The organism is Methanobrevibacter sp. DSM 116169, assembly GCF_046197865.1.
In the GTDB taxonomy this organism is placed as follows: domain Archaea; phylum Methanobacteriota; class Methanobacteria; order Methanobacteriales; family Methanobacteriaceae; genus JAHKLT01.
Window position 1 is genome coordinate 1332959 of record NZ_CP166990.1, and the last position, 17542, is coordinate 1350500.

The 17542-nt window shown below is 24.6% G+C and carries 13 protein-coding genes; 2 read left to right on the forward strand and 11 right to left on the reverse strand.

What is annotated here, in order from left to right; all coding sequences use genetic code 11:
* Positions 1-9: 9 nt before the first annotated feature.
* On the reverse strand, positions 10-540 hold the full coding sequence (locus tag ACA134_RS06505; protein ID WP_409199612.1) for a putative immunity protein: 531 nt from the start codon (positions 538-540) through the stop codon (positions 10-12).
* Between the two features lie 131 nt (positions 541-671).
* On the opposite strand from ACA134_RS06505, the gene ACA134_RS06510 reads away from it, so the two are divergent.
* Positions 672-1760: a metallophosphoesterase gene (locus tag ACA134_RS06510; protein ID WP_409199613.1), complete on the forward strand. Its 1089-nt coding sequence runs from the start codon at positions 672-674 to the stop codon at positions 1758-1760.
* A 90-nt stretch (positions 1761-1850) separates the two neighbouring features.
* On the opposite strand, the gene ACA134_RS06515 is transcribed toward ACA134_RS06510, so the two are convergent.
* Positions 1851-2450 carry an FmdE family protein gene (locus ACA134_RS06515; protein ID WP_409199614.1) on the reverse strand — a complete coding sequence of 200 codons (600 nt, stop codon included), beginning with the start codon at positions 2448-2450 and terminating at the stop codon, positions 1851-1853.
* A gap of 314 nt (positions 2451-2764) precedes the next feature.
* On the opposite strand from ACA134_RS06515, the gene ACA134_RS06520 reads away from it, so the two are divergent.
* Positions 2765-3520, forward strand: a complete 756-nt coding sequence (locus tag ACA134_RS06520) for an SHOCT domain-containing protein (RefSeq protein ID WP_409199615.1) — start codon at positions 2765-2767, stop codon at positions 3518-3520.
* Here ACA134_RS06520 and ACA134_RS06525 read toward each other — a convergent pair.
* The 9 genes from ACA134_RS06525 to ACA134_RS06565 form a co-directional block, all read right to left on the reverse strand.
* Positions 3460-3786 carry a hypothetical protein gene (locus ACA134_RS06525; RefSeq protein ID WP_409199616.1) on the reverse strand — a complete coding sequence of 109 codons (327 nt, stop codon included), beginning with the start codon at positions 3784-3786 and terminating at the stop codon, positions 3460-3462. The genes ACA134_RS06520 and ACA134_RS06525 overlap by 61 nt on opposite strands.
* A gap of 76 nt (positions 3787-3862) precedes the next feature.
* Positions 3863-4555, reverse strand: coding sequence for a hypothetical protein (locus ACA134_RS06530; protein ID WP_409199617.1), 693 nt, complete (start codon positions 4553-4555; stop codon positions 3863-3865).
* Between the two features lie 9 nt (positions 4556-4564).
* The gene (gene xth, locus ACA134_RS06535) at positions 4565-5341 is read right to left on the reverse strand and encodes an exodeoxyribonuclease III (protein ID WP_409199618.1); all 777 of its coding nucleotides are present in this window, start codon (positions 5339-5341) and stop codon (positions 4565-4567) included.
* Positions 5342-5352: 11 nt separating this feature from the next.
* Complete coding sequence (locus tag ACA134_RS06540; protein ID WP_409199619.1) at positions 5353-6264, reverse strand: DUF5655 domain-containing protein; 912 nt, start codon at positions 6262-6264, stop codon at positions 5353-5355.
* Between the two features lie 48 nt (positions 6265-6312).
* The gene (locus ACA134_RS06545; protein ID WP_409199620.1) at positions 6313-9156 is read right to left on the reverse strand and encodes a transglutaminase domain-containing protein; all 2844 of its coding nucleotides are present in this window, start codon (positions 9154-9156) and stop codon (positions 6313-6315) included.
* A gap of 492 nt (positions 9157-9648) precedes the next feature.
* Entirely contained in the window at positions 9649-12231 is a 2583-nt protein-coding gene (locus ACA134_RS06550) for a right-handed parallel beta-helix repeat-containing protein (RefSeq protein WP_409199621.1), read from the reverse strand.
* Positions 12232-12364: 133 nt separating this feature from the next.
* Complete coding sequence (locus ACA134_RS06555; protein ID WP_409199622.1) at positions 12365-12934, reverse strand: DUF6434 domain-containing protein; 570 nt, start codon at positions 12932-12934, stop codon at positions 12365-12367.
* Positions 12935-12936: 2 nt separating this feature from the next.
* Positions 12937-14484, reverse strand: coding sequence for a phenylalanine--tRNA ligase subunit alpha (locus tag ACA134_RS06560; RefSeq protein WP_409199623.1), 1548 nt, complete (start codon positions 14482-14484; stop codon positions 12937-12939).
* Between the two features lie 129 nt (positions 14485-14613).
* Positions 14614-17424: a hypothetical protein gene (locus ACA134_RS06565; RefSeq protein ID WP_409199624.1), complete on the reverse strand. Its 2811-nt coding sequence runs from the start codon at positions 17422-17424 to the stop codon at positions 14614-14616.
* Between the last annotated feature and the right edge of the window lie 118 nt (positions 17425-17542).

Consider the following 17542-nt stretch of genomic DNA (forward strand, 5'->3'; position numbering starts at 1 on the left):
AAAACCATATTAACATTTCCAGTTAATTTTAGCTGGATTAAATTCATCTTCAACAGCAACAAATTTAAGTGATTCTTCCATTTTAAAACATTCTTCTTCTGCAACATTTAAAAGTGATTCCCAATCAGAGTCAACTCCAATTTTATCATATGCAATTGCAAGAGCACCATATAATGCAAGTCCTATAGAATGAGTAGGTGCATGGATAGTAGATGCTACTTGTCCACATGTTCGTGCAGCTGCTTGAGCTGCAGGATTTCCTTCTGCCTCACGAGCTGCAGCATGACATTCATTTAAAATTATATTTTTAACATAAGGAAGTTTGACCTTACCATCAAGCCATTCATTAGCAGCATTAAGAGCATTCATTGGTCTTTCATCATTTGGATATGTTTTCTCATAAATTGGAAATATGTTTTCTTGTGCATAATCAATACACCAATGAGCAATTGTTGTTTTACTCTGTGTTTCAATTAATTTCATTAAAGATTGTAAATATGGTGCATTTATGTCAGCTAACATTTTTCTGTATTTTTTCATCAGATTTTCCTCATTATTTTATATATCATAATAATTTAAATATTTATCATTTGATAATTTTATTTTCTTTAAAGTTAATCATTAACAATTTTTATAATATAAAAAAATAAATTTAATTAATAGGTGTTTGTTTGGATCCTGTAAAAAGACGTCATTTAATAGTTGGAATTTTTCCAAATGTATTATATACAATATATTTGTATTTATTAATAGGTGCAATAGCTAATTTATTTAATGGAATAAGTTTTACTTGTCAAATTTCAATTGCATTATTTATTGGAATTTTTACTGTAGTTCCAATTCCTCTTGAAATTAGAAAGTCACATATAATTACTCGTTTAATGATGAAAATAGCTGAGTTGATGAAATGGACATTTTTAATGGGTGGAATTTTAACAATAGCTATTTATATATTAGAAATGTTTATTAGTATTCCTTCTGAGATTATATTTTCAATATATATCGTCATACTTTCCATTATAACAATTTATGCTTATATTAAAGCACATAAAATTAAAATAAAAACATTTAATTTAAAAATAGCTAATTTAAATAGTGATGTAAACTTAATTCATATTTCAGATTTACATATTGGTTCAATGCAAAATAAAGGTTTACTTGAAAATATTGTATTAAAAATAAACTCTATTGATGCTGATGCAGTTATTATATCTGGAGATTTAGCAGATGGAACTTGTCCAATAGACGATAGTTCTTTTTTGCCATTTAAAAAATCTAAAGTGCCAGTTATATTTACACCAGGAAATCATGACTATTATCCTGGAATTGAAAATGTATTAAATGCAGCTAAAGCATCTAATATTAGAGTTTTATCAAATGACATCCTTAATCTTAAAGGATTACAAATTATTGGCATTCCATTTAGTTTTAAAGAAAGTACAACCTATGGAAGTAATAAAAATGATTTAAATAATATTGACTATAATCCCAATAAACCAACAGTTTTAATTAATCATATTCCTTTAAACTGGGATAATTTTTCCACATTAGGTGTTGATCTTCTACTATCAGGCCATACTCATGGAGGGCAATTTTATCCAATGAATTGGCTTTTAAAATTAGTTTTTCCCTTTTCAAATGGAATTTATGAAAATAATGGAAAATATCTTTGTGTGACAACTGGAATTGGAACATATGGTCCTCCAATGAGATGGGGAACTGATAGTGAAATGGTTTTACTTAAATTAGCTAATAAATAGTTGTTTTATTTTCTTTTAAATAAACATTATGATTTTTTAGAGATTTTTAATTAATTTAAAATCTAAATTTTTCTTATTTTTCCAGAATTATCATTTATTTAGTTTTTTAAAACAAGGGATGCATAATTTTTTACCATCATAGTTTTTAATTCTATGTTCTGCAGTTAATTCATCGCATTCATCACAAACCAAAGATTCATAGACATTAGCTTTATTTGGTAAATCTATATCGATTTTTTCAATAGAAAATACTTCATCATCAGGAGCATTAATTATAGAATTGCAAAATTCTTCAGTTACCTTTTTAAGAGATTTCTTTTCATCTTCAGTTATTGTTTGATTTTTTTCTTTTGTTTTTAATTCAATGAAATCTGGATTAAGTTTCATAGGATCAAATGTTTTTTTCATAGCAAGTCTAACTGCTTGATTTGTATCTCTATTTATAACAGTGTATACTCCTTTTCCATAATCATTAAATATTAAATTTCCTTTTCCAAAAGTACAACTTAAAACAACTTGAAAAGCATCTACTACACAACTATCATTTTCAACAATAGTTACTATTTCTTCATCATCTGATGCACCAATATTCAAGATTTCAGAAGCTATTTTAGCTGCCTTATATCCAATAGCTAATCCTGGACAAGAATGTCCATGAAAATCAGCTGTTTGTTTAAAACTTTTTATCATAATATCATCTATTTATAATATTATTTTTTAATAAATATATTTATCTTCATTTTATCTATTTAAAAAAAAATCCATTATATTCTTTTAAATTCTTCATTAGAAAAAATAATTAAGTTTCAACTAACATTAAACATCATATCTATTATATGAAAGCCATATTACATCATTTTTATTTCTATTAGTTGTTATAATAATAAAAACTTTCTCCTATTATTGACCTATCTAAAATGCATAAAGAAAAGTTTTTATATGAATTCTAAAATACATTTTATTAGAAATTATTAATTATTAAACTATAATATGGATGTGTTAAAATGGGATTATTTGGATCTGATTCTCCTGAAGATGAAAAAATTAAAGAACTAGTTGGTGGATTTACTTACTCTAAAACTTTAGAAAAAAAGCTAACTCAATCAAACTTGGTACCTGTTAGTGATTTCTTTGTAGAAATTCAAAATGACTTTAAAAATGGTGTTAAGGAAAATAATATTTCTATTGGTGAAATGGAAGATTATTTAGATAAAATCATTTTGGATAAAACTAATAATCTATCTGATAAAGAAAGAGAAAAAGTTGAAGAAAACGCAACTCCAGAAGGAGCAAAATATATCTTTGAATGTAATATTCATGAAGGTAGAACAAATATTACTGGAGACAGAGAAAAAGATTTAGTCTCAGGAGTTGTTACATTATATGATGAATACTTAGAAATTGAAAAGAAATCTTTTTGGTTAGGTCGTGACAGAGGAGGTAGAAAAGTTTTATATACTGATATTACAAGTATTGATCATGATAAAGCAGGTTTTTTATCTTGGAATCATGGTGTTGAGATAACAATTTCAGGATCTGAAGTTCTTGTTTTAGAAAGTGTTGATGGAGATAAAACAGAAGATTTTTATCAAATATTAGCTGATACAGTTCATGAAAATAAATTAGCTAAAAATAAACCTCAAGAAGTTAAAACAGAAGCTAGTGCAGCTGATGAATTATCCAAATTATTCGATTTATATCAATCTGGTGCTTTAAGTGAAGAAGAATTTAATTTAATGAAAAAAAAGCTATTAGAATAAGTTTTATCTTTTAAGTAATCATCATATATGAATTGATATTTGTTTATTTTTCTATCATTCATATCCATTACTTCAATAAATCCATCATTTGTAATGTATGGTTTTTGTTCGTGTTTGAATTCATCTATTAGTTCTGATGGTATTTTATTGAATAGTTTAAATATTTCTGTAAAGACTAGGTTGTAGTGGCTTATTGTTTTTTTATTTATATTTCTTCTTTTTATGAAGTGGTTTAGTTTTATATCATAGTTTGATATTTTGACCATTTTTTATCATTCTTCCTAACAATCGTTTTTTGTTAGAAGATTATTTAGTATCTAAAATCAAAATTATTGACATATATTAAAATGTATTATCATTGTGAAAATCTGGATGAATAATACGATAACAACTTATATTATATTTTTTTTCTAATTGCATTAAAAATTCATATACTTCTTCACGAAATAACGAGTTTTCAATATAGTATCTTAAAAATTTAAAATATTTTTTATTAAAAAAAGGGAAATCATTATTATTAATATTCAAATTAATTTTTTCATCATTATTTTTTTCAATATTGTCAAAAATAGATGAAGTTGTTTTTTTAAATTTTGAAAGTATATTTTTATGCCTTTCTTGAATATTTAACAATTCTTCTCCATTTAAACTACCTTTAAATTTTAAAACCCATGTTTCACATAAGCTTGTAATTATCGCATAATCTAAAAATTCATACCTTAACAAATTAGACAAGTCTCCCTGAGAAGGAAATGCAAAATTTGTTGGATGATTATGAATTGATGCAATTTTCTTTTCAGAAACTGGTTTATATATATCATGAGTATTTATATGTGAAAAAGTTCCATAAACATATGGCCAATCAGAATCTTGAGGATAAAATTTTTTTGTTGCTTTACCTGTTTCATAATCAAAATAAAGCAAACATTCAGAACAAAAATTTTCTCTAAATTGTTTAATTATATTTAAACCAATATTTGAAAAATCTTTTTTAATTTCATCATTAATATTCTCAAATGTGTCATTTTCATCCATGATACCAAATCACAAATTTACTTTCAATCCTATTGGACAGTGGTCTGAACCCATTACATCAGATTCAATATAAGAATCCACCACATTACCTTTAAAATCATCATTTACAAAGAAATAATCTAGTCTCCAACCAACATTACGCATTCGAGCTCTTGTACGATAACTCCACCAAGTATATTGGTCAGACTTATCATTAAACATTCTGAATGTATCTACAAAGCCTGAATCTAAAAATTTACTTACCCATTCTCTTTCAATTGGCATAAATCCTGAAACTTTTTCATTTTCTTTCGGGCGGGCTATATCAATTGGTTTGTGTGCAGTGTTTAAATCACCACATATAATTAAATTGTTTCCAGCCTCTTTTAAATTATCAACATAGTCGAGAAATGCATCGTAGTAATCCATCTTGTATTGTAAACGGTCAGGACCCATGCCACCATTTGGCCAATATACATTTATTAAAATAAAATCATCAAAGTCAAGTCTTAAAAAACGACCTTCTGTATCAAATTTTTCAATTCCCATTCCATTTATAACTTCATTTGGTTCAATTTTAGAAAATGCTGCAACACCACTATACCCTTTTTTACTAGCTGAGTTAAAATAAGAAAGATATTTCTCATTTTTATACAAATTTTTAGGAATTTGATCTAATTGGGCTTTTGTCTCTTGAAATAAAATCAAATCTGAATCTACAGATTCAAACCAATTTTTAAATTCTTCTTTTTTTGAAATAGCCCGAATACCATTTATATTCCATGAACTTAATTTAATTTCACTCATTTTAACACCAGTTATTTATTTGCATCATATGCTTGTTTAATAAGAGTCATTAAATAGTCTAAATCTGATTCAGAATTAATTACAATATTATAAGCATTTTTCCCATATGCATCATATTCAATATATTTAGTTAATTTTAATGGATCTATAATCTCTTTTCCATTTCTTAAACTTAGATATAAGTTAAAATTTTTATTATAAATATATAAATAAAGAAAAATAGAATTTAAAGAAAAAGAAACATACATTTTTGTAGACTTAAACGAAATATCTTCATCAAAAGATAATATCCTATTTTTAAGTTCATAATAAAAATTTACTACATCTTCACTTTTTCCTTCAAGGTGATCTTCTTCTTTATACACCTTTACTTCTTTATTAACTTCTTTAATTTCTTCATTATTTTGAATCGTTTTTATACTTTCATTAGTAACAGATGGTTTAAGTCTATTATATAAAACTGTATTATTAGAATATTTAGTAATTTCAACTAATTCCATAGGTAAATCTTTAAATTCCATAGCTTGTCTTTGATATGTTGTAAATGAAGGAGATATAAAAATAACTCTTGATTGAGACCAATCAATATCATTTTTCCCCAGTGATTCATCCATTTTTTCATTATATTCTAATATAAAATCTGCTTTATTATTTAAAAGAAGAGCTAAATAAGAATATCCTTGATCAATAACAGAAAAAGTTTTAAGATTTTTATATTCAATTATCACAAAACCATTAGATTCTTTATCAAATGCTAATGTATCAATTCTAAGATTATTTAATTGAAATTCTGATGTAACAAATTCTAAATTAAATATTTTATTTAAATTATTTTCAGTAATTTTTTGCATTTCTCTTTCTAATTTAAATTTTGATTTTTCAATTACTTCTAAATTTTCATTATTTATTGTAAATAAAGACATACCATAACTCCCAATCAATTAATTTAATTTCACTCATTTAATCACTCCTTAAAATGATACATATCTACCATTTAATGAATATTTATACCAATTATTAACTTGACCTAATGTATTTTTTGATGAGGTAGTATCTGCAACAACCCATGTATCATCAACTAAAATTTCAACCCATACATGATCTATGCGACTTCCACTATTAAATGTACATACTCCATGAACATATCTTGCAGGAAGACCTGATGCTCTTGATAATGCAATTAATAAATGACTACAATCTACACAGTTACCTACTTTACTATTTAAAGTTCCAACTGCACCATATCTTGTACCATAATAAAAGTCATAATCAGTTACTTCATTTACATATGTAAAAATAGCTAAAGCTTTTGCAATATTACTAGTTAGTCCTGCTGTTAGCTCTTGTGCTTTAACTTGTATTTGTGCATTATTTACTTGACAATTACTTGTAGCTGCAAGATATTGTGCTAAATTACTTACTGAATTTTTATAATTTAAATTATTAAGTGTAATTGAAAAGCTTACAGATCGTATAGCTACTTCTTGAGGTAAAGCTCCATTTTTACCATAAGAATCTAAAATTCTTGCATATAAATAAACTAATCCATAAAAACCTACCTCTCCTCTAGATGATCCTATAGAATCTGGAGCTTTATTATTTAATATAATATGATTTATTATATTATTTGCTAAATTCAAATATTCACCAGATTTAATCATCCATAAATTGCTAGCTATAACTTGATTTGTTGGGTTAATTACATCTTCTGCAATTATTTTATTGAAATTACCTTCATTAATGTTTTTTGAAGCCATAGTTATTAAGTATAAAAATTGAGCCATTGAATAATCTCTATTATTCATACTAATAGTTGAAGGTAGTGAAAAATGGTTTTCTACATAGTTTTTTAAGTAAGATGATGCTGAAATTATTGTATCTATTTCTATTAAATCTAATACTCTAAGAGGAGATTCAATGTAATTTTCACCATATTTTGAATTACCTGAGAAGAGTAAAGTCAATACATAGTATCCTGGATCTAAATTAATTGTAATTGATGCAATTCCATTACTATTTGTTGATCTATTATAGCTAACTCCATTAATATTGATTTTAATAATTTCATTACTTAGTGGATTTCCATAAGGATCAGATAATAATATATTTAATGGATTTCCAGGAATAATAGAACTATTTAAAATATTTAAAGTTGTTCCATCAACTAAAATATAGTTATATCCTTCACCTGAATAAATTGAATCATCTAATGTGTAAGATATTTTATAATAACCTACACCTAAGTTAATATTTAATGATGCAATACCATCTGAATTGGTAGTTCTTGTATAATCTATACCATGAATTATAAATATTATATTTTTATTTGATAATGAACTACCATCTTTTGTAACTAGTACTTTAAAGCTTGATCCATCTCCAAGTAACATTTCAAGATTATTTGCTTCAATAGAGATTGGTAATTTTAAAACATTGATAATATTGCTTCCACTATTATAATTTAAACTAGTGGAATTTAAATAATAATAATTTATACTATGCTGACCAGGATTTAAGTTAATATTTAAACTAGCTATTCCTTGATTGTTTGTAAATCTTGTATATTCCACATTGTTTATTATAATAACAATAGCTTCATTTATTAATGGATTTCCTTTTAAATCTGTAAGTTTAACATTGAATGTAGATCCATCTTGATAAGTCATTTCTAAATCTGTTCCAGTTAATGAATTATTAAGATTTAAAACATTGATAAATTTAGTTCCACTTATTTTTGAATATCCTGTATTTCCATTAAATCCAAAGCTTATTTGATATTGACCAATAGCTAAATTTAATTTTATAATAGCTATGCCATTTTCATTTGTTATTGTATTGAAAGTTTCACCATTTATATTAAAATAAATTGGTAAATTACTTAATACATTACCTTCCATATCTTTATAAATTACATTATATTCTTGATTAGCTTTATAAACTATATTTAAATCTTCTGCACCTATTTGTGTTTTCATCTCTAAGACAGTTATTTTATTAGATAGTTGAAGATTGTCATTAGGGTTTTGAATTGTTAAAATATATTCTCCAGGATTTAAGTTAATATTTAATCTAGCAATTCCATTAGAGTCAGTTAAACGAGTATAAAAAACCCCATTAATATTCATAGAAACCTCAGTGTTTATTATAGCTAGACCATTAGTATTTAAAATCCGAGCATAATATTGAGTGCTATTTTTATAAGATTTTATTATATCTTCTGATTCAATTGTTGGTAAAACTAAAATTGTATTAGAAAAAGATAAATCGCTTTTAGGATGATAAACAGTTAAAACATAAGTATTTGGATCTAAATTTATGTTTAAGCGAACAATACCATTAGAATCAGTAGAACGAACATAAAAAACCCCATTAATATTCATAGAAACATCAGTATTTACTATACCTATACCATTATCATCTAAAATCTTAGCATAAAACTGACTACCATTTTTATAAAGTTTAATAAGGTCATTACCCTCAATTGTTGAAATTACTGAAATCAAGTTTGAAAATGATAAATCACTTTTTGGATGATAAACAGTTAAAATATAAGTATCTGGATGTAAATTTATGTTTAAGCGAACAATACCATTAGAATCAGTAGAACGAACATAAAAAACCCCATTGATATTCATAGAAACATCAGTATTTACTATAGGCATACCATTATTATCTAAAATCTTAGCATAATACTGACTACCATTTTTATAAAGTTTAATTAAATCATTACCCTCAATTGTAGATAAAACTTTTATATTATTTGTAACATTAGAAGATAAATAATTATCATTACCTGCATATGAACTAGTAATCACATAATGGCCTGGAGATAAATTAACAGATAGAGTAGCTATTCCTTCATTATTTGTAATTTTTTCATAATTATTTCCATTAATAGTAAAAGTAACATTGATATTTTTTAATGGATCACCATTTGAATCTTGAACTTTAATATTAAACTGATTATCACTTTTATAGTATTTTGTTAAATCACTAGAATCGATTGTAGTATTAATTTCACTTGTCTTAATAGAAATTTCTTCATTAGCTATTTCACTAATATCATTATGAACTAAGTTGTTTTCATTAATAATTGTTTCATTATTTCCATCTAAAGAAAAACCAACACTAATTGATGATAAAATAACTATAAAAATAGCTATTAAAAAGATTTTTTTAATTTTTAAAATAATAACACCTCATCAAAGATTGATTAATGTTAATTATATAGTTAAAAATTTCATATAAGTTTAATGGAAAAGTAAAAAAAAATTGTTAAAATAAAATAAGAAGGAAAAAAAATCCTTCTATAGATTTACAGTGATAATATTACTAGTATTATATCCTTTCCACATAGCTGTTGCAATATAACTACCTGGATCTAAATTAATATTTAAACGAGCAACACCATCTTCATCACTAGTACGATAGTAAAATACTCCATTAATATTAATTACTATAGTTTGATTAGGAATAAAATTACCCACATCATCAAGGACTAATACTTCATATTGAAGCCTGTTATTTACTGTCATATTAAGATTTTCACCAATTAAAATAGGCAATACTTTAATTATATTTGAAACATTTAATCCATTTTCATCAGTTGCTGTTATAATATAATCACCAGAATTTAAATTAATATTTAAAGTAGCTATTCCCTCGTCATTGCTGATTCTTGTATAGAATACACCATTAATATTAAATTTAACTGTACTATTTTTTAAAGGGTTTCCTTGTTTATCTAAAACTTTAACATCATATTGAGATTCATTTCTAAAATATTTAGTCAAATCACTAGCTAAAATTGTAGGTAAAACTTCTAAACTTGTATTAATTGACATATTATTGTAATTATCATCACCTAAAAATGAAGAATTAACTGTATAATTATTAGGTAAAAGATTAATATTTAAACTTGCAATTCCAGAACTGTTAGTAATTCTTTTATAAGTTACAGTATTTACAGTAATATATATAGTATAATTAACAAGTGGATTATTTTCACTATCAGTTAATTTAATTAAATATTGTGTGCCGTTTTTATAATGCATAATAATATCTTTAGCTATTAAAATAACATTTCTATTAATTACTTTTATTTTACCAGGATAAATATCAATTCCAAAGGAATTAATACCAGTATAATTACCATTAATTGTAAAAATGCCTGTTTGATTAATTGAATAAGTAATATTAGCATGTCCTTCAATAACACTTACATTAGTAATATATTGACCATCAATAAAAAATGATATATTTCTTCCAGTGATTTTATTACCCATATCATCAGTTAAACTAGTATAAATAATTATTTCTTCACCAATATCAGCTGTAATTGTAGAATTATTTAAATAAGTTAAATTAAGAACTTTAATAACCCCTTTAATAGAATAACCATCATATGCATTAAAAATTTCAGAACCTAAAAGAGCAGAAGCATTATTAATTAAATTGCCTTTTAATATTAAATTATCACTATTATAAATAGATCCTCCTCTATTTCTAGCTATTCCTCCTGTAAAGTTTGAATAATAAATAGATATTTCACCAGGGAAAAATGCATTTCCACTAATATATACATCCCCTCCATTATTTGCTTTATTATTAATAAAACGAGAATTATTTATTAATGAATAAGAATCTGGACCAATATTAATAGCTCCACCATTATTTTGAGCAGTATTATTTTTAAATGTACCATTTTCAACTGTTAAATTATAACAATATATAGCTCCACCAAGATATGCTTGATTATTTTCAAATGATGAATTTGTAATAATTGTTATTTTATTTGAATTAATAGCTCCACCATAACCAGATTCCCTATTAGCAGAATTATCTAGGAAATTACTATTATTAATCATTGCTTTAAATATGCTTGATAAATACATAGCTCCACCACTATTTGCATAATTAGCAGAAAATAAAGAATTATCTATATTAACTTCACTTCCTTCTCCAACAGATACTGCTCCTCCAAATCTAGCGGTATTTTTTTCAAATTGAGATAAATAAATATTTAATTTTGAACGTGAACTAGTAACTTCAATAGCTCCACCATAACTTGCATAATTTCCATTAAAATAAGATTTAATTACTGTTAAATTAAATCCATCATGATAAATAGCTCCACCATAAGCAAAATTACCTGTAGCATTATTATAATAAAATTCAGAGTTGTTAATAATTAAATTTCCACCTCTATTAAAAATAGCTCCACCACTACCACTAGCTGTGTTATTATAAAAATAACAGTTATTAATTAATGTTAAATTACTATTATATGATACAAAAGCTGCACCATAATCTCTTGCAGAATTATTAATAAATTTAGAATTGTTTATATTAATTAACATATTTCCTGAAAAATAAAAAACACCACTTTCAGTTCCTTTATTTTTTGCAAAAATACAATTATCAATTAATATTGTAGATTTACCATTTATATAAATAGCAGAACCCTGAGTAGCTTCATTATTATAAAAATTACAGTTAATTAAAGAAACATCATTAACTTTTCCATTAGGATTATCAAAACTATTGATTACGGAACCTTTAGAATTATTAAAAGTTATATTAATAAGTACTATGTTTGCATTATCAGATAATGTAAAGATATTTCTAATATTTTCACCATCAATAATTACATTTGTATTTTTACCAATAATAGTCAAATCTCTATTTACATTTAATCCAGTATTATTAATTTCAGAATAAATTCCTTCTTCAAGATAAATCGTATCATTATTTGTGTTAATAATTACGTTTCTAATTCCACCATTAGTTTCATTAGATATTGTAGTGTTATCTGCATTAATTGCTGATATAGACAGACTAACTAAAAAAACTAATGTAAATATTACAAAAATCTTTTTTATTAAATTCATAATATCTCCTCCTTTTATTATATTATGTAATTTATTACATATACATTTTATTATTTAAAAAAAGAAAAATAGTTAATAAAAACAGTAATATAAGCTATTAGAAGAATATAAAAAAAATATGAAGCCTATATTATTATAATTTATTTAAAATAGCTAAATCATCTTTAGAATATTTATTATTTCCTGGAAGTGATTTTTTATATTTCCAGGATTTAATTGCATCATTCAAAGATAGGTTATTGTTATTTTTAAAAAAATCTTTTATATATTGATTATATTCAAATTGTTTATCAATTTTAGGTTTTACTTTAATAATCTCATAATACGCATTAATAGCTTCTTTATAAGATTTATTTGGATTATTTTTTAACCATTTTTGGAAATTAACTTTAAACTTAAAGGTATCTCCAATTTCACTTTTAAAAAATTCTCTATTTTTTTCTGTGCACTTAAAATTTTCACCAATTTTAGAATTTAAAGTGATTTCTTGATTTGATGGTTTTTTATAAGAATTATTAAAATTAACTTTTTCTTTTCCAGTATCTAAATAAAAAATAATCCTATCTGTTAAATTTTTTTTATTTCCACTAGTTTTTAATCCTTCAGACTTTAAAAAATCAGTTAATTCATCTTTTAAATAATAAAAATTCTTAAAAGTTTCACTATCTAAGTTTTTAGATAATTCAGGTCTTTTATTATCCATAGCTAATCTAGTTTTATTCCTTTTGTTATTGGAATTTCTCTAAGCCAATTAATATCGCTTTTATAAAGCATTCTTATATCACTTATATCATATCTTATCATAGCTAATCTTTCAATTCCAAGACCAAATGCTAAAACTGGTGTATCGATTCCTAAAGGAGCTAATACTTCTGGTCTAAACATTCCAGATCCACCAAGTTCAATCCAACTTTCTTTTTCTTCTAGATAAACTTCACATTCTGTTGATAAATATGTATATGGGAAATAAGCTGGTCTAAATCTAACTTCAAAACCTAATTTTTTATAAAATTCTTTTAATGTTCCTAAAAGATTCTGATAACTTATATCATCAGCAGCTACAATTCCTTCTACTTGATGAAATTCTGGTAAATGTTTATAAGTTATTGTTTCTCTTCTAAATACTCTTCCAACTGAAAACATCTTTAAAGGTGGTTTAAATTCATTTAAAAACTTTGTAGATATTCCTGTTGTATGAGTTCTTAAAACTGATTGAGCTGCAACATCTTCGTCCCATTCATATTCCCAACCAAGAGAACCAGTATCTGCCCCATCTTCATGAACTTCTTTAGTTTTATTTACTAAATCTTTACTTGGCAAATCACATTTTAAAGGATTTTTAACATAAAATGTATCTTGCATTTCACGAGCTGCATGGTCTTGAGGTTGGAAAAGAGAATCAAAATTCCAAAATGCTGAATCTAATATTGTTCCATTAGCTTCTTCAAAACCTAAATATAAAAATACTTCTCTTATCTCTTCAATAATTTCTCTTAAAGGATGACCTTTACCTGGAAATATTTTTGGAGCTTCTGCATTAATATCATATGGTCTATATTCTAAGTTTTTCCAAGCATCTTCTTTTAATTGTTGGTGTGTAAGTTGTGTAGCTTGTTTTTGAATTTTAAAACCTTTATTTAAAATACTTTTTCCTAAATCCAATAAGTTAAATGAATGTTCTGTTTCTTTTGAAATAGCTATAATATTTTTACGATCATTAAGTTTTTTAAACCCATCTATTAATTCTTGGTCTAAATTATCTTTATTAATTGATTTTTCAATACTTAACTTTTCAAGTAATTTTTCATCATTTCCAAGTTTATCTTGATAATCTTCACCAATTTCTGTAATTTTAATGATTCCTTTATCTATTTTTGCCCATTTTTTACGAACTAACCAACCTACAGCTATTTTATTTTCATTTTTATCCAAATCAGCAACTTTAGCCATTTCTCCCATTGGAATTTCTTTTTTATCAATTAATACATTTAATACTCGTCTTTCAGGTAAACCTATTTTTGAGTATTTTTCTCCATCACTTGTTAAAGATATTGTTTCTGTTATATCTTTTTTAACTTCAATTATATCTTTAGATGCAAGAGAACCTGCTGCACTCATAACAGATTTAATATCTAAAGAATTATTTTTTGAAATATCTTCAGGAGATTCATTTTCATTATTATTAATTGCATTTAATAACTGTTTTTCATAAATATGTAGTTCATTAATTATCTTAGAAATATTATCACTCATTTAAACACCAAAAATTAAAGAGATATTAATAAATATTTATATAAAAAAAAGTATTTAAAATTAAGGTAAAAATTAGTAGTTTATAGGAAAAGTTAAAAATTATTTTAAAAAAAATAGTAGAGAATAAAATTATCCTCTACTTGTATGTCCAGTAAAACTATCTATAATAATACTATCTACTACCATTCCTTCTTCATCATAAATAGATACAAAATAATTACCATCCAATAATGGAGTTCCAGCATAACATCCTGGTTCTAATATATGATTAGATATAAATTGCATAGCTATTGCTTTTGCATCAGATTGTGAAATTTTTTGTTGTGAAGAAGTATTATTATTAATATCATATATATTATTTACAACAGTAACTGTATTAGAAATATAGCAATCTTTCCAAAATGATGTTGCAATATACGTACCTGGACTTAAATTAATATTTAATCGAGCAATACCATTATCATCAGTAGTGCGATTATATAACACTCCATTAATATTAATAGTAACATTAATTCCTATAGCAGGTTCACCTACATCATCAATAGCTTTAACTTCAAATTGTTTACGAATAGTAGCATCCATGATAATATCTTCAGCATCAAGAATAGGTAAAACAACAATAACATTACTTGAAACCTCACCATTAGAAGGATTGGAAATAGTGATAATATATGTGCCAGGATCTAAATTAATATTTAATTTAACTATTCCTTGTTCATTAGTTTCACGAATATACATAACACCATTAATATTCATAGTAACATTAGTATTAGCTAATTCCCAAAAATCACTAGTAATTAATTGAGCTTCATATTGAGTGTCATTTCTAAATAACTTAGTAATGTTTTCACCATAAATTGTATTCCAAACAACTATCTTATTACTAAATGCATCATTATTAATAGGGTTATAAACAGTGATAATATATGTTCCTGGATCTAAATTAATATTTAATTTAACAGTACCATTTTCATTAGTTTCACGAATATACATAACACCATTAATATTCATAGTAACATTAGTATTAGCTAAAACATTACCATTAAAATCAATTAAATCAGCATAATATTGATAATCCTCTTTGAAAAACTTATATAAATCATCACCATCAATTGTTGGCAAAATTTTAATTGAACTTTTAAATGAATCATATGGATAATTGCCCAAGCCATAAAATACTGTTAAAACCTCATAATCACCAGGATCGAGATTAATATTCATAGATGCACAACCAAAACTATCCGTAGTTCTAGTATAATTTCTACCATTAATAAAGAAAGTGAGATTCATACCTTCTAAAGGATTGTCTTCATCATCAAATAAATATGCTACTAATTGAGAGTCATTTCCATAATATTTAACTAAATCATCTACAAATAGGTTAGAACCATTAACATCTAAAATTCCACCAAAAATATATGAAATATTTCCTCCTTCATATACTCCTGTAAGTGGAAATAGCCCTTCATCTACAATACGATATAAATTATAATATAATCCATTTTCATATACATTTAAATAAATATCTCCAAGAATGTCGTTGTTTAAAATTACATTATTTCCCACAATAATATTATTCATATCATCTGTTAAATTAGCAGTCAAATTAATAGTATCTCCAGAATTTAAATAAATAGTGTCATTTCCAATAATAGTTAAAGTAATTCCACTTGTAATAAAACCATGATTTAATATTTTTTCATTGAAAATATCATTAATTAAAGTATTATTTTCTAAAAATAAATTTCCTTCTTCATCATTATAAATAATATGATTTTTTAATGAAGAGTTAACATAAATCCCTAAAATAGACATATTTCCTTTATTATCAATAATATAAGAATAATCCCCATAATCTTCCAAAACAATATTATTAATAAATTTTGCATTAGAAATGACCATTTCAGAATTTATTGAATTATAAATAATATCTCCATAATTAGGTGAGTTATTATCGAATATTCCTCCATTTATTTTTGCAGCGGTATCACCAGAACCTATATAATTATCCCGTTCATTTCTAATAATAGAAGCAATATTATCTTTAAAAGAAGCATTATTGATTATTAAATTACTTTCAGTATTGACAAAAAGTGCCCCCATTTCTGCAGTATTATTAACAAAAATTCCATTATTTATTGTAAGATTAGAATGTGCATAATTATAAATAATTGAGAAAAACTCATATGCTGTGTTATTTATAAACATTGCATTATTCATAATTAAACTAGAACCATCATTAAATATTACAGCACCAGAACCATTTCCTTTATTGTTTTTAAATATCCCTCCTTCAACTGTAATAAAACCTAACTCATTATTAAAAAGAGCACCATGCCAACCAGCATAATTATCACTAAATTCTCCATTTAAAATAGAAAGATTACCAAAAGCATTACTAATAGCACCACCGTTTTTTTCAGCGAAATTATTATAAAAAAATCCATTAATAATGTTAATTTCACCTTGAGAATTCATAATAGCTGCACCAAATATTGCATAATTATTTACAAAAGTAGAATTAATTATAGTAATAGTTCCTCCACTATTAAAAATTGCTCCTCCATTATTTTCAGATTGTCCATTTTTTAAAGTAATATTATCCAATACTAAATTAACCTCACCTACCCAAAAAATACTTGATTTATTATTAGCATCAATTATTCCATTTTTAATTGTAATATCATTATAAAGTACGTGAATACCATTATTAAATGTATCTTCAACATTAATTATTGTTGAACCATTTAAATCAAGGACTCCCTTATTAGGAGTTTTTCCAATAGATTCATCTAACCATGTGAAATTTTTAAATTCATTATTAATTTCATCATTATTAGTTATTTCTACATTATTTTCACCAATCATATCATTAGCTGATACCGCAGATATTGACAAAAATAATAATATTAATAATACAACAATATTTTTAATCTTCATATAAATCATATTCCTCCAAAATATTATTACACATCTCTAAAAGTATGCATATAAATTAAAATTTAAACATAATAACATTTAAAATTTTATATTTAAATCTGAATATTTAATAAAAATG